The following is a 17,296-nucleotide window of genomic DNA, read 5'->3' on the forward strand; positions in this document are numbered from 1 at the left end:
CCGGAAGCCGGTTCTGGCCGCCGCCGCCCTCTTCCCGCCGAGGTTACGAACGCGCATCTGCCACGGCCGCGCAGGCCTTCGGCACGCCGTCGGACACCCCAAAAACCCCGTAATCTAGGGGTTTTTCTACGCTCCATAGAATAGTGTCCTTACTCACATAACCGGTACTCTGGAACGGGCTGGTCCGATCGAAGGACTAGAGTTCCCAAAGGAGCATTGCGCCGTGTGGCTCGTTTCCAAGCTTGTCGCAGGGTGCGTTTATTCCGCAGCCCGGTAACCGCGAGTACGTGGGGTCCGGCTGTACAGAAACTACTTCGACGTAGAAGGACACTAAACCGTGGACCTGTTTGAATATCAGGCGCGCGATATGTTCGAGGCGCACGGTGTACCCGTGCTTGCTGGCATCGTGGCGCACACCCCTGAAGAAGCAAAGGCAGCTGCCGAGAAAATCGGCGGCGTAACTGTCGTAAAGGCGCAGGTCAAGGCCGGAGGCCGCGGCAAGGCCGGCGGCGTCAAGGTCGCGAAGACCGCTGACGAAGCGTTTGAACACTCCACCAACATCCTCGGGATGGACATCAAGGGCCACACCGTTCACCGCGTGATGATCGCCCAGGGCGCAGACATCGCTGAGGAATACTACTTCTCCGTCCTTCTGGACCGGGCCAACCGCAACTACCTGGCCATGTGCTCGGTTGAAGGCGGCATGGAAATCGAGCAGCTCGCCGTTGAGCGCCCCGACGCCCTGGCCAAGATCTCGATCGACCCGGCCGTAGGCATCGACCAGGCCAAGGCCGACGAAATCGTCGCCGCCGCAGGCTTCGCTGAGGAAATGCGCGGCAAGGTCGCCAGCGTAATCCTGAAGCTCTGGGACGTTTTCAAGAAGGAAGACGCCACCCTCGTGGAGGTCAACCCGCTGGTCCTGACCGGTGCCGGTGACATCGTTGCCCTCGACGGCAAGGTCTCCCTCGACGAGAACGCCGACTTCCGCCACCCCAAGCACGCTCACCTTGAAGACAAGGACGCTGCTGACCCCCTCGAGGCCAAGGCCAAGGCTCAGGACCTCAACTACGTCAAGCTGGACGGCGAAGTCGGCATCATCGGTAACGGTGCCGGCCTGGTCATGTCCACCCTCGACGTCGTTGCTTACGCCGGCGAGAACCACGGCAACGTCAAGCCCGCCAACTTCCTGGACATCGGCGGTGGAGCTTCTGCCGAGGTCATGGCAGCAGGCCTCGACGTCATCCTGGGCGACCCGCAGGTCAAGTCCGTCTTCGTCAACGTCTTCGGCGGCATCACCGCCTGTGACGCCGTCGCCAAGGGCATCGTCGGTGCACTGGCCGAGCTGGGCCACTCCGCGAACAAGCCGCTGGTAGTCCGCCTTGACGGCAACAACGTTGAGGAAGGCCGCCGCATCCTGGCCGAAGCCAACCACCCGCTGGTTACTCTGGCCGCCACCATGGACGACGGCGCCGACAAGGCTGCCGAGCTCGCCAACGCAGCGAAGTAGAGGGACTCGACTATGTCTATTTATCTGAACAAGGACTCCAAGGTCATCGTCCAGGGCATCACTGGCGGCGAAGGCACCAAGCACACCGCCCTGATGCTCAAGGCCGGCACCAACGTTGTTGGCGGCGTCAACGCCCGTAAGGCCGGCACCACGGTCCTGCACGGCGACACCGAGATCACCGTTTTCGGCACCGTCAAGGAAGCCATGGCGGAAACCGGCGCTGACGTTTCCATCGTCTTCGTGCCGCCGGCATTCACCAAGGACGCCGTCGTTGAAGCCATCGAGGCCGGCATCGGCCTCGTCGTGGTCATCACCGAAGGCGTGCCGGTCCAGGACTCCGCCGAGTTCTGGGCACTGGCCCAGTCCAAGGTCGACGCCAACGGCAAGCAGGTCACCCGGATCATCGGACCGAACTGCCCCGGCATCATCACCCCGGGTGAGGCGCTCGTCGGCATCACCCCGGCGAACATCACGGGCAAGGGCCCCATCGGCCTCGTCTCCAAGTCGGGCACCCTGACCTACCAGATGATGTACGAACTGCGCGACCTCGGCTTCTCCACCGCCATCGGCATCGGCGGCGACCCGGTCATCGGCACCACCCACATCGACGCCCTCGAAGCGTTCGAGGCCGACCCGGAGACCAAGGCGATCGTCATGATCGGCGAAATCGGTGGCGACGCCGAAGAGCGTGCCGCGGACTACATCAAGGCACACGTCACGAAGCCCGTTGTTGGCTACGTGGCCGGCTTCACCGCTCCGGAAGGCAAGACCATGGGCCACGCAGGCGCCATCGTCTCGGGTTCCGCGGGCACCGCCCAGGCCAAGAAGGAAGCCCTCGAGGCTGCCGGCGTCAAGGTCGGCAAGACGCCGTCCGAGACCGCCAAGCTCCTGCGCGAGGTCTTCGCGACCCTCTAGGTCCGAAGCACCACAGCACCACAGCAACGCGGGGTCACTTGCGGTTCATTCCACTCGGTGGGATGGGCAGCGAAGTGACCCCGCGTTGCCTCTTTAAGTACTACGGCTTTAAGTACGACGGCGGCAGGCCACCTTCCCGGCGAAGGCGCCTGCCGCCGTCGAACTTTTGAGTCTTTGGGTCCAGCCCCTGCGGTCCTAGACCTTTGCCCCGGTGAGGAGTTCTTCGAGCCGTTCGTAGCCTTCGGACATGCCGCCCTCCATCCCGGACTGCGCCATGCCATCGCGCGCCTCCATGCTGGGGTAGACCGCGCGGGCGCTGAGCCGCGAACGGCCACCGCCGAGGTCCTCGAAAGTCAGGAACTCAATGCTCACCACATCTGGGTAGCCGTCGAACTCGAAGGTCTGGATGGCGAAGTCGTTCTCGCGGACGGTGTGGAAGACGCCGCTGAAAACATACGCGCTGCCGTCCGGCGCGGTGTGGGTGTAACGGTAGCTGCCGCCTGTCCTGAAGTCGTAATGGCTAACGCTCATGGTCATCTGCCGCGGCCCGAGCCACTGGGCAACGAGCTCGGGGTCCTTGTGTGCCCGGAAGACCTCGGCCACGGGAAAGTCGAACTCGCGCTCGAAGTCGATGAAGGGCAGCCCCTCGGGGATGGTCAGTTTCAGTGCGTTGCTCATGATGCATCCTTTGCCTGTGTGCCGCCTCGGGCGGCGCGATTTTCAAGCACGGCGTCAAGGCTGCGGAACTGCCGCTCGCGGACCAGCCGGTACTGGTCGAGCCACGCGGTGAGCGCTTCCAGCCGTGCGGGGTTCAGGTGCACAGGCCGGCGCTGGGCGTCACGGGTGCGCGTGACAAGCTGCGCCTGCTCGAGGACCTGGATGTGTTTCGAGACCGCCTGCTTGGTGATCGCGAAGGGCTCCGCCAGTTCATTGACGGTGGCCGGACCCCGGCTGAGCCGGGCAATGATGCGGCGTCGGACCGGATCGGCGAGGGCCAGGAACGCCGCATCGAGCTCGCCGTCGTCGCTGGAATCCACTTGGTGTCCCCACCTCCTCGGTGTCTGCCGGAAAAGACGGTAATCAACATGAGATGCTAATCAACTAATTCATTGATCAACCTTTAGGTTGTTAACGCTACGCCCGGCTTCACCTCTGCGCAATACCCCAATGCGGGGATCCTTAGCTCCTGTCCAGGCTGGTGGAACGGGCGCTGCGTGACCCGCGTGGCTGTGTGCTGCTCCGGAATCCTTGCGCAGCTCCGAATTACTTTGTTAGTATGTCAGGACAAACTACCGAAGGAGATGCGAGTGCCTCTCGTGCGAATCGACGTCAACCAGGGCCGCACTGCGGAGCAGCTTCGCGGCCTCAGCCAGGGAATCCATGCCGCCATCGTGGCCGAATTTGGCATTCCGGAGCGGGACTACTTCCACGTGCTGACGGAACACCCCGCCGGGCAGATTGTCGCCCAGGATGCCGGGCTCGGCTTCGAGCGGACGCCGGATGTGGTGATGATCCAGATCTTCACCCAGGCCGGGCGCAGCCAGCCAACCAAGCAGTCCCTGTATGCCGCCATTGCGGACAGGCTGGCCGCTGTGGGGGTCGCCGGCGAGGACGTATTCATCGGATATGTCGAGAACACCGCGGGCGACTGGTCGTTCGGCTTCGGGCAGGCCCAGTATGTCACCGGCGAACTTGGAGTCCCCGGCAGGTAGCCGCAGGGCGCTTCCCCGGCCGCAATGACACCGGCGCGACGGGGCAATTCCAGCCCTCTGTGTCATGTTGTAAATATGTCAGTACAAACCTTTGACAGTACATGGATTCTAAGGCAAAGTAGTGGTTGTGGCCCGGCTCACGCCGGCCCCTAATCACCGAAGCTCCGGCTGCGCAAAGGTACCGAGTTCACACCAGAAAGGTCCACGATCACCGTGACCCACGAACTGCTCACGATCGGGCGCATCAGTGTTGATATCTACCCGAACGACATCGGGGTGGATCTGGAGGATGTCATGTCCTTCGGAAAGTACCTTGGCGGATCCCCGTCCAACGTGGCGGTCGCCGCTGCCCGCCATGGCCGCCGCACCGCCGTCATCACCCGCACCGGCGACGACGCCTTCGGCAAATACCTGCACCGCGAACTGCACAAGTTCAACGTGGACGACTCCTTCGTCACGGCGGTCAAGGAATGGCCCACCGCGGTCACGTTCTGCGCAATCAAGCCGCCGGAAGACTTCCCGCTCTACTTCTACGGACGCTTTCCCACGGCGCCGGACCTGCAGATCAAGGCCGAGGAGCTGGACCTGGACGCCATCAGGGACACCGGAATCTTCTGGTCCACTGTCACCGGCCTCTGCCAGGAGCCCAGCCGGACCGCCCATCTCACGGCCCACGAGGCGCGGCCCCGCACCGGTTTGAAGCCCGGCCAGTTCACCATCCTGGACCTCGATTACCGCCCGATGTTCTGGGCCTCCGAGGAAGAAGCCCGGGAGCAGGTCGCCAAGATTCTGCCGCACGTCACAGTCGCGATCGGCAACGACAAGGAATGCGCCGTCGCCGTCGGCGAGGGCACCCCGGACGAACAGGCGGACCGCCTGCTCGCCGCCGGCGTCGAAATCGCCGTCGTGAAGCTGGGCCCGGAGGGGGTCATGGCCAAGACCCGCACCGAGCGCGTGGTTTCCGCCCCCGTGCCGGTGGAAACCGTCAACGGCCTGGGAGCCGGGGACTCCTTCGGCGGGGCCTTCTGCCACGGGCTCCTCTCCGGCTGGCCGCTCGCCCAGGTGCTCGACTTCGCCAACGCTGCCGGCGCCCTCGTCGCCTCCCGCCTGTCCTGCGCCGACGCGATGCCGACGCCCGAGGAAGTCACCGGCCTGCTCGCCGAACGCGGCCGCCTCGTGCCGGGTACCTACGCCACCGAAGGAGCAATACTGTGAGTGTCCACACCGCCTCCGCCGCCCTCGCGGTGAACGATGATCCCCGCCGCTACGAGCACCTGAGCATCATCCGGCTCGAAGACCCGGAAGCGATTGCGCGCGCTGCCAAGGCACGCCGCCGCCACCCCGGCGTCAGGGCCCATCGGCAGAACTTCATCGTCGCGGCCGACCACCCCGCCCGCGGGGCCCTCGCCGTCGGCAATGATCCCGTGGCCATGGCCGACCGCCGCCAACTCCTGGACCGCCTGCAGATTGCCCTGGCCAACCCGGACGTGGACGGTGTCCTGGCCTCGCCGGACATCATGGACGATCTGCTCCTGCTCGGCGCGCTCGAAGGCAAGCTGCTCTTCGGCTCGATGAACCGCGGCGGCCTCTCCGGCCTGGTGAACGAATTCGATGACCGCTTTACCGGCCACACCGCGGCCGCGCTCCAGGCCCTGGGCGCCGACGGCGGCAAGATGCTCACCCGCATCTGCCTCGGCGATCCGGACACGGTAGCCACCCTCGAAGCGACCGCGAGGGCGATCGACTCCCTCGCAGAGCGCAAGCTGATCGCCATGGTGGAGCCGTTCCTCTCCGTCCGCGAGAACGGCAAGGTCCGCAATGACCTCTCCACCAACGCCGTCATCAAGTCAGTCGCCATCGCCGAAGGCCTCGGCGCGAGCAGCGCCTACACCTGGATGAAGCTCCCCGTGGTGGCCGAGATGGAACGCGTCATGGCGTCCACCACCATGCCCACCGTGCTCCTGGGCGGCGACCCGGAGGGCAGCCAGGACGACGTGTTCTCCAGCTGGCAGGCCGCCCTCGCCTTGCCCGGCGTCCAGGGCCTGACCGTGGGCCGGACGCTGCTCTACCCGCAGGACGGTGACGTCGCCGGAGCCGTGGCAACCGCTGCCTCGCTGCTGCACCACACCGAATCCACGCGCACGAAGCCAGGCCACACCGAATCCACCCGCACCGAAGAAGTATCGGAGTAACTTCCCATGGGAATCAGCACTGCACCAGGAACACGCAGGATGACGGTCGCCCAGGCCGTCGTCGAATACCTGTCCAAGCAGTACACCGTCGATTCGGTCGGCGGCCAGGACTTCCGGGAACGCCTGATTCCGGGCACGTTCGGCATCTTTGGCCACGGCAACGTTGCCGGCGTCGGCCAGGCCCTCAAGCAGTACCAGCAGCTCGATCCGACGATCATGCCGTACTACCAGGGCCGCAACGAACAGGCCCAGTCCCACCAGGCCGTCGGCTTCGCCCGCCACACCCGGCGCCGCCAGACCTTCGCGATCAGCACCTCGATCGGCCCGGGTTCCTCGAACCTGCTCACCGGCGCGGCGCTGGCCACCACCAACCGGCTGCCCGTCCTGCTGCTGCCGAGTGACACGTTCGCCACCCGCGCCGCAGACCCCGTGCTGCAGCAGCTCGAACAGCCCTACGCCTACGACATCACCGTCAACGATGCCTTCCGTCCGCTGTCCAAGTTCTTTGACCGCGTCTCCCGGCCCGAGCAACTGTTCTCCGCGTTCCACCACGGCCTCCGCGTCCTCACCGACCCGGCCGAGACCGGAGCGGTCACGATCTCGCTGCCCCAGGACGTCCAGGCCGAGGCTTTCGACGTGCCCGAGGAGTTCCTTGCCGAACGCGAATGGCGGATCCGCCGTCCGGACGCCGACGACGAGGACATCCGCCGCGCCGCCGAGGCCATCCGTGCCGCCAAGCGCCCGCTGATCATCGCCGGCGGCGGGGTGCTCTACGCCTACGCCAACGAGGAACTCGCCAGGTTGGCCGAGCTGACCGGCATCCCGGTGGGCAACACCCAGGCCGGCGTCGGCGTCCTGCCCTGGGACCACAAGTTCTCCCTCGGCGCGATCGGCTCCACCGGCACGACGGCGGCGAACGCCATCGCAGCCGGTGCGGACCTGATCATCGGCATCGGCACCCGGTACGAGGACTTCACCACCGCGTCCCGGACGGCGTTCCAGAACCCGGACGTTAAGTTCATCAACATCAACGTCGCCGCGATCGACGCCTACAAGCACGGCACCTCGCTGCCGATCGTGGCGGACGCCCGCAGGGCCCTGGTGAAGCTGAACCAGGCCCTCGGCGGCTACCGGATCGGCGCGGACCTCGAGCAGCAGATCGCGGCGGAGAAGAAGCGCTGGGACGCCACCGTGGACGAGGCGTTCGACACCCGCTTCACGCCCCTGCCGGCGCAGAACGAGATCATCGGCGCCACGAACCGCGCCATGGACGCCCAGGACGTCGTCATCTGCGCCGCGGGCTCGCTCCCCGGTGACCTGCACAAGATGTGGCGCGTCCGGGACCCGTTCGGCTACCACGTCGAATATGCCTACTCCTGCATGGGCTACGAGATCCCGGGCGGCCTCGGCGTCAAGCGCGCAGCCCTCGCCGAGGCCGCGAAGGGCGGGGCGCAGCGCGACGTCGTCGTGATGGTGGGGGACGGTTCCTACCTGATGATGCACACCGAACTCGTGACCGCCGTCGCCGAGCGGATCAAGCTGATCGTGGTCCTGATCCAGAACCACGGCTACGCCTCGATCGGCTCGCTCTCCGAGTCCCTCGGCTCCCAGCGCTTCGGCACCCAGTACCGCGCCCTGGACGAGGAGCAGCACAGCTTCGACGACGGCGACCGGCTCCCGGTGGACCTGGCCCTGAACGCCGAAAGCCTCGGCGTGAAGGTGATCCGGATCGAACCGGGGGAGAAGGTCATCGCGGAGCTCGAACAGGCCATCCGCGACGCCAAGGCCGCCCCCGAACGCGGCGGCCCGATCGTCATCCACGTCGAATCCGACCCGCTGCTGGACGCCCCCAGCTCCGAATCGTGGTGGGACGTTCCGGTCTCCCAGGTCTCCGAGCTCGACTCCACGAAGCAGGCCTTCCAGACCTACACCGACCACAAGGGCCGCCAGCGCAAGCTGCTCGGCTGATCCCCCCTCGAACTTCAACCACTCAAGGAAGAGTCCCATGACTACCACCACGCACCAGAGCACCACTGACCAGAGCACCAAAACCATCCACCACTTCATCAACGGCGCCGAAACCGCAGGCGTGGGCACCCGCACCCAGCCCGTCTACAACCCCGCCACCGGCGCCGTCTCCGCAGAGTTGCGGCTGGCCAACCGTGAAGATCTCGACGCCACCGTCGCCGCGGCCCGCAAAGCTGCCGATTCCTGGGGCGACATCTCCCTGGCCAAGCGCACCGCCGTGCTGTTCAAGTTCCGCGAACTCGTCGCAGCCCACGTGGACGAGCTCGCCGAGCTGATCACCGCCGAGCACGGCAAGGTCCTCTCCGACGCGAAGGGCGAGATCGGCCGCGGCCTGGAGGTCATCGAATTCGCCTGCGGCATCCCGCAGCTGCTCAAGGGCGACTACTCGGACCAGGTCTCCACCGGCATCGACGTCTTCTCCTTCCGCGAGCCCCTCGGCGTCGTCGCCGGCATCACCCCGTTCAACTTCCCGGTCATGGTGCCGCTGTGGATGGCCCCGATGGCGATCGCCACCGGCAACGCCTTCATCCTCAAGCCCTCCGAGCGCGACCCCTCCGCCTCCATGCTGCTCGCCAAGCTGTGGAAGGACGCGGGCCTGCCCGACGGCGTTTTCCAGGTCCTGCACGGCGACAAGGAAACGGTCGACGGCCTGCTGACCCACCCGGACGTGGACGGCATCTCCTTCGTCGGCTCCACCCCGATCGCCCGGTACGTCCACGAGACCGCCACCGCCCACGGCAAGCGGGTCCAGGCCCTGGGCGGGGCGAAGAACCACGCGATCATCCTGCCCGACGCCGACCTCGACAATGCCGCCGACCACCTCGCCGCCGCGGCCTTCGGCTCCGCCGGCGAGCGCTGCATGGCCATCTCGGTCGCCGTCGCCGTCGGTGAAGCAGCTGACCTGCTGGTCAAGAAGGTCGAAGAGCGTGCCCTGGCCGTCAAGGTCAACAACGGCACCGCGCCGGGCGCGGACATGGGACCGGTCATCACGCCGGCGTCCAAGGAACGGATCGTGAAGATCGTCACCGAAGCCGAAACGGCCGGCGCCGCCATGGTGGTGGACGGCCGCGACCTCGTGGTCCCCGGCCACGAAGACGGCTTCTGGGTCGGCCCGACCGTCCTGGACCACGTCAAGACCGAAATGACCGCCTACACCGAGGAAATCTTCGGACCCGTCCTCGTGGTGGTCCGCGTGGAGGACCTCGACGCCGGCATCGCCCTGATCAACGCCAACCCCTACGGTAACGGCACCGCGATCTTCACCTCCTCCGGCGCCGCGGCGCGGAAGTTCCAGCGCTCCGTCACTGTGGGCATGATCGGCATCAACGTCCCGCTGCCCGTGCCCGTGGCATACCACTCCTTCGGCGGCTGGAAGGCCTCGCTCTTCGGCGACAAGCACATCTACGGCCCCGAGGGCGTGTCCTTCTACACCCGCGGCAAGGTGGTCACCTCCCGGTGGCCCGAACCCACCCACGCCTCCGGCGCCTCCTACAACTTCCCCTCCAACTGACTCCCCACCGCCACCCTGGCCTCGCAAGTCCACCGGCTCCCAGCCTTCGCAAGCTCAGGCAGGGGCCCTCGCCGGTGGGGCCCCACGGCCAGGGAACCCTGGCGGCGTGGGCCCGCCCAACAACCACGATCGACTGCTCCGTAGCCGCCGTTTTGAACGTCCAAAAGGGCACTTGCGGAGCAATCGATGAGAAGGAATCGGAATGACTGACAACAAGCTGATCATTGGCACCGCGCCGGACTCCTGGGGCGTCTGGTTCCCGGATGACCCCAAGCAGACCCCGTGGGAACGCTTCCTCGACGAGGTCGCCGAATCCGGCTACAAGTGGATCGAGCTGGGCCCTTACGGCTACCTCCCCACCGATCCGGCCCGCCTCGCCGAAGAGCTCAAACAGCGTGACCTGAAGATCTCGGCCGGCACCGTGTTCACGGCCTTCCACCGCGGCCTGGACCAGTGGGACACCGCGTGGGAACCGGCCCGCAAGGTCGCCGAACTCACGGCAGCGATGGGCGGGGAACACATCGTGGTCATCCCGGCCATGTGGCGCGACGACGTCACCGGGGAAGCCGTGGAGAGCGGCGAGCTCACCGAAAAGGCGTGGAGCGACCTCTTCACAGGCCACAACCGCCTCGGCAAGACGCTGCTGGAGGATTTCGGCCTGAAGCAGCAGTTCCACTCGCATGCCGACTCCCACGTCGGCGCGCAGGAGGACATCGAAACCCTGCTCGCCGCAACGGACGCCAAGTACCTCAACCTCTGCCTGGACACCGGCCACGCCGAATACTGCGGGGCCTCCAGCCTTGAGCTGATCAAGAACTACCCGGACCGGATCGGCTACCTGCACCTGAAGCAGATCAACCCGGACATCCTCAAAAAGGTCAACGCCGAAAACATGACCTGGGCCGCCGCCAACCTGGCCGGCGTCATGACCGAACCGCCGAACGGCCTGCCGGACCTGCGCGCCGTCATCGAAGCCGTGGAGGCCCTGAACCGGCCGATCTTTGGCATTGTGGAACAGGACATGTACCCCGTGGCCTTCGACGTTCCGATGCCGATCGCCAAGCGCACCCGCAACTACCTGCTCTCCTGCGGCTCCCGCACCGCCGTCAACTAGAACCCGAAGGAACCCACCATGACAAAGATCCTCCGCGTGGCCGTCATCGGCGCCGGCCGTATGGGCGCAGACCACATCCAGCGGCTCAGCACCCGCATCCACGGCGCGGAAGTCGCCGCCGTCGTAGACGTCGACCTCGCCCGGGCGCAGGCCGCCATCGAGGGCATCCCGGGCGCCGTTGCCCTGGCCGACGCCGAGGAAGCCCTCAACAACGGCGACGTCAACGCCGTGCTGATCGCCACCCCCGGCTTCTTGCACGAGGACATCCTGCTCAAGGCGATCGCCAAGGACATCCCGATCCTCTGCGAGAAGCCGCTCACCCCGGACGCCACGTCCTCCTGGAAGGTTGTCGAGGCCGAGCAGAAGCTGGGCCGCAAACGCATCCAGGTCGGCTTCATGCGCCGCTTCGACGCCGAATACGCCGCGCTTGGCAAGATCATCCGCGACTCCGAACTCGGTGAGCTGCTCATGCTGCACCACCAGCACCGGAACCCCACCACCCCGGCGGGCTTCACCAACGAGATGCTGATCAACGACTCCGTGGTGCACGAATTCGACGCCATCCGCTATTTCACCGGCGAGGAAATCACCTCGGTCCAGGTCCGCCTCGGCAAGGCCACGAGGAACGCGCCGGCCGGGCAGCATGACCCGCAGCATGTGCTGATCGAGACCGAGTCCGGTGTTCTGGCTGACGTCGAGATCTACGTCAACGCGAAGTTCGGCTACGAGGTGGCCACCCAGGCTTCCTTCGAGGACGGCATCGTCAGCATCGGCGGGGACAAGGGCCCGTACACCCGCAGCAGCGGCCGCTGGGGCGGCGAGGTCACCCCCGGCTTCGAGGAACGCTTCGGTGCAGCGTACGACGTCGAAATCCAGTCCTGGGTGGACGCGGCCCTGCGCGATGAGATCGGCGGCCCCACCGCCTGGGACGGCTACGCCACGGCCGCCTGCTGCGAGGCCGGCGTCGAGGCGCAGAAGAACGGCGAAAAGGTCGCCGTGAAGCTCAACGCCAAGCCCGCCCTTTACCGCTAGGAACCCTGCCGGCCGGCGCCCTCTACTGCTAAGACGGCGCCGGCCGGCCGCGCGTCCGCCAGATCCACAATGGAGTGTTCACCGTGAAAATCGCCCTTGACCCCACCCCGTTCCACCACAGCCACGGACTACTCGAGTTCCCGCGCGTGGTGGCCGACCTCGGCTACAAGTACATGCAGATGACCCCGCACGCCGATTTCATCCCCTTCTTCAACCACCCGAAGGCCGACGACGAGCTCGTGGGCAAGCTGAAGGCGGCCTGCAAGGACGCGGGAATCGAAATCGCGTCGGTGCTGCCCGTGCTGCGCTGGTCCGGGCCGGACGAGGACGCCCGCGAGGCCGCCGTCCGCTACTGGAAGCGCGCCATCCAGATCACCGTGGACCTCGGTGTGAGCACCATGAACACGGAGTTCAGCGGCCGGCCGGAGAAGGCCGAAGAGTCTGAGCGGGCCTTCTACCGCTCCATGGAGGAGCTGCTCCCCATCATCGAACGGGAGGGGATCGACCTGCTGATCGATCCCCACCCGGACGACTTCGTCGAGGAGGGCCTGGCCGCGATCCGGGTGATCCGCGGGCTGAACTCGAAGAATGTGGGCCTGGTCTACGTGGCCTCGCACAGCTTCCACATGAAGAACGCACCGCTGGAGATCATGCGGGCCGCCGGCGACAAGCTGCGTCTGGTCCACGTCGCCGACACAATGGACCACCACGCCTCGCACGGACTGCGCTACATCACCAACCCGCCCGGCAACCCCGTCCGGGTGCACCAGCACCTGAAAATCGGCGACGGCGACGTCAACTGGGACGAGTTCTTCGGCGGCCTGCAGGAGATCGGCTTCCTCGACCGTGACGACACGGTGATGGTGTCCAGCGTTTTCGCCGAGGACGACAACGCCGCTGACGTCTCCCGGTACCAGCTGGAGACCATGAAGCAGCAGATCCAGAAGGTCAGCCTATGACGGCGCCCGACAGAACGGCGTACGACATAACAGAGTCCGACAGAACGGTGCCAAACTCAGTTCCGCCCGCGGCAGCATCTGATTCTGCGGGCCAGGCAAAGGCGGCCCGGACTGCCGGTGGCGCCTCGAATCCCAAGAGGTACATGCGGCGCGTGGCGCTCTTTTCCACGTTTGGCGGCCTCCTCTTCGGTTATGACACCGGCGTCATCAACGGTGCCCTGCCGTTCATGCAGCGGGACCTCGGCCTCACCCCGCTGACCGAGGGGCTGGTGACCTCCACCCTGCTGTTCGGCGCGGCCTTCGGCGCCATCTCGGCGGGCAGGCTGTCGGACCGCTTCGGCCGGCGCAGGACCATCATGGGGCTCGCGATAATCTTTGCGGTGGCCACCATCGCCTGCTCGCTCTCGCCCAGCACCGAACTGCTCGTCGCCTCCCGCACCCTGCTCGGCCTTGCGGTCGGCGGGGCGTCGGTGATCGTCCCGGTCTACCTGGCCGAAATGTCCCCGGCGGCCCAACGCGGACGAATCGTGACGCAGAACGAGCTCATGATTGTCACCGGACAGTTCCTTGCCTTCACGTTCAACGCCGTGCTGGGCAACGCCTTCCCGGAGGCCTCGCACGTGTGGCGGTGGATGCTGGTCATTGCCACGCTGCCGGCTGTCGTGCTGTGGCTTGGCATGCTGCTGCTGCCGGAAAGCCCGCGCTGGCTGGCGTCGGCCAGCCGATTCGGGGAAGTCCTGGAGGTGCTGCGCCGGACGCGCACCGCGGAGGACGTTTCCCCCGAGTTCGATGAGGTCCGGCAGGCCGCCAGGGAGGACTACCAATCCAAGCTCGGCACCGTCCGTGACCTCACGGTGCCGTGGATCCGGCGGATCTTCGTCGTCGGACTGGGCATGGCCGTGATCAACCAGATCAGCGGCGTCAACGCCATCATGTACTACGGCACCTCCATCCTCTCGAGCTCCGGCTTCGGCGACCGAGGCGCCCTGATCGCCAACGTCGTCAACGGCGTGACCTCGGTGGTCGCCGTCGTCGTCGGGATGTCCCTCATGTCGCGCTTGCCCCGGAAGTCCATGCTGATCGCTGGCCTGACCGGCACGGCAGGATCCTTGCTGGCCATCGGCATCATCTCCATGCTCATCCCGGAAGGCATCCTTCGCGGCTATCTGGTGCTGCTGTTCATGGTGACGTTCCTCGCCTCGATGCAGTCGTGCATCGGCACCGTGACGTGGCTGACCATGGCCGAGATCTTCCCGTTGCATGTCCGCGGCATTGCCATGGGCATCTGTGTCTTCGTACTGTGGATGATCAACTTCCTGATCGGGTTCTTCTTCCCGCAGATGGTGTCCTGGATTGGCGTCTCCGCGACGTTCTTCATCTTCGTCGGGCTCCAGCTGGCAGCCATCGTCTGGGTCAAGCGCGTGGTCCCGGAGACCAAGGACCAGAGCCTGGAAGACCTGGAACACTTCTTCAAACAGGCGGCCGCCAGGGAACCCGCCACCGCCTAGCTCCAACGCAGCAAGCCCCGCCCGGGTTCGTTCCGGGGCGGGGCTTTCTGCGTGCTGTCTGCGTTCCCGCGCGGGGGTGCAGAGCTAGAGCGCGGCGTGCAGGCGGGGGAGGGCGTCGACCAGCGGCGCCAGTTCCGGCACCTCCTGGGCCTCGGCCAGTGCCCGCTCCAGCGTGGCGTCGTGGACCGGCCTGCTCTGCTCGAGCAACGTGATGCCGCTGGGAGTGAGCTCGGTGTAGATCCCGCGGCGGTCATCCGCGCATAGGATCCGGGTCAGCAGCCCGCGGTCTTCGAGCCTGTTGACCAGGCGCGTGGTGGCGCTCGCGCTCAACGCGGTGGCGCGGGCCAGCTGCTGCATCCGCATATGCCAGCCGTCCTGCCGGCTCAGCGCGTCCAGCACGGTGTATTCCACCACGGAGAGCTGCGCCTCGGCCTGCAGGGAACGCTCCAGCTCGGCCTCGATCAGCCCGTGCAGGGCCGCCAGGGTCCGCCAGCCTTGCGCCCGGACCTCGACGGCGTCGTCCTTGATGCCCATCAGGTGTTTCCCTTCAGCTCGTGTGCCCGGCGGGGTGCTGCCGGGCACATCAAATAATAGTTGCTTGCGCGCTGTATCTGCTTGTGCAACAATAAATAACGCGTCTGCAACTACTAGCTTACGCGCCATACCCCATCCCGTACAGCTTTGTAAGGAGCACCTCCATGCCTGTTGGCCTGATAGCCCTCGCCCTCGGCGGGTTCGGCATCGGACTCACCGAGTTCGTCATCATGGGCCTGCTGCCGCAAGTGGCCGCAGACTTCCGCGTCACCGAGGCCACTGCCGGCTGGCTCATCTCCGGCTACGCGCTCGCCGTCGTGGTCGGGGCGCTTGGCCTCACTGCGGCCGTGACGCGATTCGAACGCAAGCCTGTGCTCGCCGTGCTGATGGTGCTCTTCATCGCGGGCAACCTCGTCTCGGCGCTCGCGCCCGACTATTCGATGATGATGGCCGGCCGCATCATCGCCGCGCTCTCGCACGGCGCGTTCTTCGGCATCGGCGCGGTGGTGGCCGCCAGTATGGTGGCGCCCACCAAGAAGGCCGGGGCGATTGCGATCATGTTCACCGGCCTGACGGCGGCGAATGTGCTCGGTGTCCCATTCGGCACCATGCTGGGACAGGCCGCCGGCTGGCGCTCCACGTTCTGGGCGATCACGGTCATTGGCGTCCTCGCCCTGGCCGGCATTCTGGCCCTGGTGCCGAAGACCGGCTCCGGCGACGCCGCTGGCAGCCTTCGCGGGGAACTCCGCGCCTTCCGGTCCGGACAGGTCTGGCTCTCCATCCTCGTCACCATCCTCGGCTACGGCGGCATGTTCGGCGCCTTCACCTACATTGCCTTCACCCTCACCGAGGTCACCGGCTTCTCCGCCACCACGGTCCCGTGGTTGCTGATCCTCTTCGGCGTCGGGCTCTTCATCGGCAACACCGTCGGCGGCAAGGCGGCTGACAAGAATGTGGACCGCACGCTGCTCGTCGTGCTCGCCGTCCTGGTGGTGGTGCTCGTGGTCTTCGCCCTGACCGCCGGCAACCAGCCGGTGACCATCGCCTCCATGGTGCTGCTGGGCGGCTTCGGCTTCGCCACGGTTCCGGGCCTGCAAATGCGCGTCATGAAGTACGCCAGCAGTGCTCCCACCCTGGCCTCCGGCGCGAACATCGGCGCCTTCAACGTCGGCAATGCCCTGGGCGCCTGGATGGGTGGCGTCACCATCACCGCCGGCCTCGGCTACACCTCGCCCATCTGGGCCGGCGCCGGAATTACCCTGCTGGGCCTGGCGGTGATGGCGTTCGCGGCAGCCGCTGCCAAGAAGAACGACGCCGACCTGCCGGCGGCCGGCGGATCCACCGTTCCCGCCGCAGCAGCGGCGGAATCCAGCACCGACCTTCCGGCCACCGAGGCTGCAGCCGTTGTCCGCTGACCGCCCGACCACAACCACCACAGGAGACACCATGAACTCGATCCCCAATATCGTCCTCAACAACGGGGTACGCATGCCACAGCTGGGCTTCGGCGTCTTTCAAATTCCCGACGCCGAGACCACCGAGGCGGTAGCAGCGGCGCTCGCGGCCGGCTACCGGAGCATCGACACGGCCGCCATCTACGGAAACGAGACCGGAACTGGCCGCGCGCTCGCCGAATCCGGGATCGGCCGGGAGGACCTGTTCATCACGTCCAAGCTCTGGATCGACGACCTCGGCTACGAGCCGGCCCTGGCTGCTTTCGACGCCAGCCTGGACAAACTGGGTCTCGACTACCTGGATCTTTACCTGATCCACTGGCCCGCGCCGGCATCGGACCAGTACGCCGACTCCTGGCTGGCACTTGAGAAACTCCTTGCCGACGGCCGGGTCAGGGCCATCGGCGTCTCCAATTTCGAGCCGGGACACCTGCAGCGGCTCATCGACCTCGGCGGAACGGTGCCGGCCGTCAACCAGGTGGAGCTGCACCCGGCCCTGCAGCAGCACGCAGTGACGGTGTTCAACGCGGCGCAGGGCATTGCGACGGAGGCCTGGAGCCCGCTGGCCCAGGGTGCCCTGCTGGCAGATCCGGCCATCCGGGAGATCGCCGCCCGGCACGGCAGAACCCCGGCGCAGATCATTCTGCGCTGGCACCTGCAGCAGGGAAGGATCGTCATCCCGAAGTCAGTGACGCCGGCCAGGATCCGGGAGAACCTGGAGGTTTTCGGCTTTGATCTTGCCGCAGGCGAACTGGAAGCCGTGAATTCCCTGGAGCGAAACGGACGCACCGGACCACACCCGGCCACGTTTAACGGCTAACCGTCCGGGCC

The 17,296-nt window shown here is 66.3% G+C and carries 16 protein-coding genes; 13 read left to right on the forward strand and 3 right to left on the reverse strand.

The features are described from left to right. The first annotated feature begins 337 nt into the window (after positions 1–337). Together sucC and sucD are read left to right on the forward strand one after the other, a co-directional pair. A complete protein-coding gene (gene sucC / locus MRBLAR12_RS18855) occupies positions 338–1,507 on the forward strand; it encodes an ADP-forming succinate--CoA ligase subunit beta (protein WP_364747595.1) in 1,170 nt (389 codons plus the stop codon). Between the two features lie 12 nt (positions 1,508–1,519). Next, on the forward strand, positions 1,520–2,422 hold the full coding sequence (gene sucD, locus MRBLAR12_RS18860) for a succinate--CoA ligase subunit alpha (RefSeq protein ID WP_018776033.1): 903 nt from the start codon (positions 1,520–1,522) through the stop codon (positions 2,420–2,422). A 195-nt stretch (positions 2,423–2,617) separates the two neighbouring features. On the opposite strand, the gene MRBLAR12_RS18865 is transcribed toward sucD, so the two are convergent. Together MRBLAR12_RS18865 and MRBLAR12_RS18870 are read right to left on the reverse strand one after the other, a co-directional pair. Continuing rightward, positions 2,618–3,100: an SRPBCC family protein gene (locus MRBLAR12_RS18865; protein WP_229995781.1), complete on the reverse strand. Its 483-nt coding sequence runs from the start codon at positions 3,098–3,100 to the stop codon at positions 2,618–2,620. Beyond that, complete coding sequence (locus tag MRBLAR12_RS18870; protein WP_229995782.1) at positions 3,097–3,459, reverse strand: ArsR/SmtB family transcription factor; 363 nt, start codon at positions 3,457–3,459, stop codon at positions 3,097–3,099. Before MRBLAR12_RS18870 ends, MRBLAR12_RS18865 begins: the two co-directional genes overlap by 4 nt. Positions 3,460–3,729: 270 nt before the next feature. Between MRBLAR12_RS18870 and MRBLAR12_RS18875 the strand changes: the two genes are divergently transcribed. The 9 genes from MRBLAR12_RS18875 to MRBLAR12_RS18915 all read left to right on the forward strand — a co-directional run bounded on the left by MRBLAR12_RS18875 (position 3,730) and on the right by MRBLAR12_RS18915 (position 14,477). Next, positions 3,730–4,134 carry a tautomerase family protein gene (locus tag MRBLAR12_RS18875; RefSeq protein WP_364747598.1) on the forward strand — a complete coding sequence of 135 codons (405 nt, stop codon included), beginning with the start codon at positions 3,730–3,732 and terminating at the stop codon, positions 4,132–4,134. Positions 4,135–4,347: 213 nt separating this feature from the next. Then, entirely contained in the window at positions 4,348–5,349 is a 1,002-nt protein-coding gene (gene iolC, locus MRBLAR12_RS18880) for a 5-dehydro-2-deoxygluconokinase (RefSeq protein ID WP_229995784.1), read from the forward strand. Then, positions 5,346–6,326 (forward strand): Cgl0159 family (beta/alpha)8-fold protein, encoded by a 981-nt coding sequence (locus MRBLAR12_RS18885; RefSeq protein WP_364747600.1) that lies wholly within the window; start codon positions 5,346–5,348, stop codon positions 6,324–6,326. The genes iolC and MRBLAR12_RS18885 overlap by 4 nt, the downstream gene beginning before the upstream one ends. Before the next feature lie 39 nt (positions 6,327–6,365). Then, positions 6,366–8,294 carry a 3D-(3,5/4)-trihydroxycyclohexane-1,2-dione acylhydrolase (decyclizing) gene (iolD, locus tag MRBLAR12_RS18890; protein ID WP_364747602.1) on the forward strand — a complete coding sequence of 643 codons (1,929 nt, stop codon included), beginning with the start codon at positions 6,366–6,368 and terminating at the stop codon, positions 8,292–8,294. A 37-nt stretch (positions 8,295–8,331) separates the two neighbouring features. Then, positions 8,332–9,864 (forward strand): CoA-acylating methylmalonate-semialdehyde dehydrogenase, encoded by a 1,533-nt coding sequence (locus tag MRBLAR12_RS18895; RefSeq protein ID WP_364747604.1) that lies wholly within the window; start codon positions 8,332–8,334, stop codon positions 9,862–9,864. Between the two features lie 202 nt (positions 9,865–10,066). Further along, positions 10,067–10,978: a sugar phosphate isomerase/epimerase family protein gene (locus MRBLAR12_RS18900; protein WP_229995908.1), complete on the forward strand. Its 912-nt coding sequence runs from the start codon at positions 10,067–10,069 to the stop codon at positions 10,976–10,978. An 18-nt stretch (positions 10,979–10,996) separates the two neighbouring features. Further along, the gene (locus tag MRBLAR12_RS18905; RefSeq protein ID WP_364747606.1) at positions 10,997–12,010 is read left to right on the forward strand and encodes a Gfo/Idh/MocA family protein; all 1,014 of its coding nucleotides are present in this window, start codon (positions 10,997–10,999) and stop codon (positions 12,008–12,010) included. An 83-nt stretch (positions 12,011–12,093) separates the two neighbouring features. Beyond that, complete coding sequence (locus MRBLAR12_RS18910) at positions 12,094–12,969, forward strand: sugar phosphate isomerase/epimerase family protein (protein ID WP_364747607.1); 876 nt, start codon at positions 12,094–12,096, stop codon at positions 12,967–12,969. 26 nt (positions 12,970–12,995) lie between these two features. Beyond that, the gene (locus tag MRBLAR12_RS18915; RefSeq protein WP_414645545.1) at positions 12,996–14,477 is read left to right on the forward strand and encodes a sugar porter family MFS transporter; all 1,482 of its coding nucleotides are present in this window, start codon (positions 12,996–12,998) and stop codon (positions 14,475–14,477) included. An 84-nt stretch (positions 14,478–14,561) separates the two neighbouring features. Here MRBLAR12_RS18915 and MRBLAR12_RS18920 read toward each other — a convergent pair whose 3' ends face one another. Next, complete coding sequence (locus tag MRBLAR12_RS18920) at positions 14,562–15,011, reverse strand: MarR family winged helix-turn-helix transcriptional regulator (protein WP_229995911.1); 450 nt, start codon at positions 15,009–15,011, stop codon at positions 14,562–14,564. 164 nt (positions 15,012–15,175) lie between these two features. Here MRBLAR12_RS18920 and MRBLAR12_RS18925 point away from each other — a divergent pair, with 164 nt between their 5' ends. Together MRBLAR12_RS18925 and MRBLAR12_RS18930 are read left to right on the forward strand one after the other, a co-directional pair. Continuing rightward, a complete protein-coding gene (locus MRBLAR12_RS18925; protein WP_364747611.1) occupies positions 15,176–16,426 on the forward strand; it encodes an MFS transporter in 1,251 nt (416 codons plus the stop codon). Between the two features lie 31 nt (positions 16,427–16,457). Beyond that, on the forward strand, positions 16,458–17,285 hold the full coding sequence (locus tag MRBLAR12_RS18930; RefSeq protein WP_364747613.1) for an aldo/keto reductase: 828 nt from the start codon (positions 16,458–16,460) through the stop codon (positions 17,283–17,285). Positions 17,286–17,296: the final 11 nt, after the last annotated feature.

Origin of the sequence: Arthrobacter sp. LAR12-1-1.1 (assembly GCF_040676555.1) — a bacterium.
Lineage (GTDB): Bacteria > Actinomycetota > Actinomycetes > Actinomycetales > Micrococcaceae > Arthrobacter.